Origin of the sequence: Rhizobium sp. CCGE 510, from assembly GCF_000292525.1 — a bacterium.
Lineage (GTDB): Bacteria > Pseudomonadota > Alphaproteobacteria > Rhizobiales > Rhizobiaceae > Rhizobium.
This window is the reverse complement of the sequence record NZ_AEYF01000049.1, coordinates 1-2,359: the sequence shown is the minus strand read 5'-3', so window position 1 is coordinate 2,359 and position 2,359 is coordinate 1. Positions and strand designations below refer to the sequence as shown.

Here is a 2,359-nt window from a genome sequence, read left to right as displayed (position 1 = left end):
CCACTCCATGCCAAAACTCTGCGGGATCGGCGATCTGTGTGGAGGACTCCGGTCCAGCCGCCGCAGCCCCCGCTCGAGCACTGTTGGGCGCGGGGCTCAGACGTCGTTGGAGTTGCTCCCGATCGGCGACGAGGTTGTCGAGGTGCAGCACGGCTGGCCGGTCTCTTCGCGCCAGTCGTCTAACGAGCGCCCGCGTGCCGTCAACCACGAAGACTCCGCAATCATAGTCGTTGCGCTGTTGGGTCATGCGGACGGGCTCCAGACGGGTACCCAATCTTTGTGCGAGCATTGCTGCAAACTCGTCGTTCTGGCCCCGGAAGGAGTCATAGTGATAGGCAGCCGGCCCCTCGCGGTTGCGACGGTCAACGAGTAGCAGCGACCAATGGGTGCCGCGGCGATCAGGATCCGAAGCACTGGCATCGCTCACTGGAAGGAACAGGAAGTCGGCTGTATCTCTTCCATTCTGATCATTAACGATGCGCTGGAAAGCGCTCAGCGCGGTGCTCTCATCGCCCAGGCGCAGATGATAATGGGCTATCAGGGGATCGATAAGCCGCGTCCTGGCTGCGAGATCCGGATCGTTTCGCTGCAAGTCCTGCATTAGCAGCTCATAATCCGTCTGGATATGCTGGTCGCCCAGCCATTCGGTATGGTCGAGCGACAATCCGCTGCGGCCTTCGATCGATGGATCAACCTGCTGCAGCGGCGAAGTTGATCTGAACTCGGCACGTGGATCCGAACGGCCGTCCAGACCGGCCGGTTCCCGGCCACCTGCCTGCTCAGGGGACAACCCCGATGCTGCGTTCGCCTCAACGACTTGCTGGTACTGCCGAAGCCGATTGAAAGACATATTGAGTTTTTTTCCCACGGCTTCGGTGAAGTCTTGGTAATCTATTTTCAACGACCATTGCTGCTGATCACTGCCGTTGAGCCGGCTCGCTATGCTCTCCCGACCCCTGGTTTGCAGCCAATTACCAAACCTCCGTCGATTGTTGGTCAGATTCCAGATAACTTTCCTCTGCGAAGTCGAGTCCGGTCCGAGCTTGCTCAGCTCTTCCTTGGCTAGGTCATCAATGATGCGGGCGTCGTCGGGATAAGGATGATGCTGTTTCAACTGCGACTCGGCGCCTAGATACTGCCGCAGCCGATCTAAACTCACGACCACTTTTTTCCCATGGCTTCGATGAAGTCTTGGTAATCTTTTTGCAACGACTGTTGCTGCTGATCAGTACCGGTGAGTCGGCTGACTATGCTCTCCCTGCCCTCCCTTTGGAGCCAAGCGCTAAACTTTCGTTGCCCACTGGTATTATTCCGAGAAGTCGGGACCGGTCCGAACTTACTCAGCTCTTCCTTGGCCAAGCTATCAATGACGCGGGCGTCGTCGGGATAAGGATCATGTATCTGGCGCCCCATCAGGCGCGGCCCAGGTCCAACGGCTTGGAGTTCTTGCCCCTCAGGCGCGAGCCTCCTGAAATGAGACAGTGCTGACTTAAGACGGTCCTGACCATCCCCACCGCTTGCCCAATAATCCGCGATATCAACGGCTAGTGAATCTGGATCGTTTAAAAGCCGAGAAGCCATCGAATCTCTGTTCGCTGCTCGGAGCCAACGAGCGAACCCCCTAAGAATCCCTAAATTGGTCGTCAAGGTACGCTCGGGAACCCTTCCGTCCCCTCGGCCGATGCTACCGTCGGGTAGAATTTCGTAGTTTCGGACTGCTTCCGCGAACTGGTTGATGCGGGACTCGTCATCGGGATGCATGTCCCGGTCGGCGGGGCGACCACGCTTGGCACCGACGCGAACCTCGGTTGAGACCTCCGTTGCGGCATCAACCTCTTGCTGCCCCGAACCCCTCTCCGGCGCCAGCGACTGCGGCGTCACTCGCATCGAACCGCCCACGGAACTGCGACGCGGCACACGATCGCCGGCGTCACTATCGTGCGAACCGAGGCGCAAGTCGGTCGGATCCTGCTCCATGTCTCGGCTCTCTGGATAGTAGTCCTCGATCCAGGCGTCCGTCTCGACAGCTCCGGTCACGCCTTCGATCCACCCACTTACTTCGCGAGAATCGTCATCGCGCGGCTGGTTCCGTCTTGGGTACATCGATGCCGGTCCTCCGGAAATTCAAATTCGGAACCTCAATCCTAAGGCCGGCCAACCGCCCCCCACCAGGCAAAAGCCAAAACCAATCAGGCCCTCAAGGCAGGGCCAAACACCATATGGAGAGGGTGTGCAGACAATCGTGTGCACTCGACCATCGGGCCGTCACGGAGCCTCACGAGCTTGCCGCTGGCCATGGGGAGGCCGCCACAATTGGCCTTGGTTTACCTTTTCGGGGTATGGGGAAAGGGGTAAAAAA

Annotated in this window: 2 protein-coding genes; both read right to left on the bottom strand. The window is 58.8% G+C overall.

What is annotated here, in order from left to right; genetic code table 11:
* Positions 1-1,114 (bottom strand): Ulp1 family isopeptidase (locus tag RCCGE510_RS36095; protein WP_346426510.1); only part of this gene is annotated, 1,114 nt, incomplete at its 3' end.
* Between the two features lie 41 nt (positions 1,115-1,155).
* The gene (locus RCCGE510_RS36090; RefSeq protein WP_346426509.1) at positions 1,156-2,037 is read right to left on the bottom strand and encodes a hypothetical protein; all 882 of its coding nucleotides are present in this window, start codon (positions 2,035-2,037) and stop codon (positions 1,156-1,158) included.
* Positions 2,038-2,359: the final 322 nt, after the last annotated feature.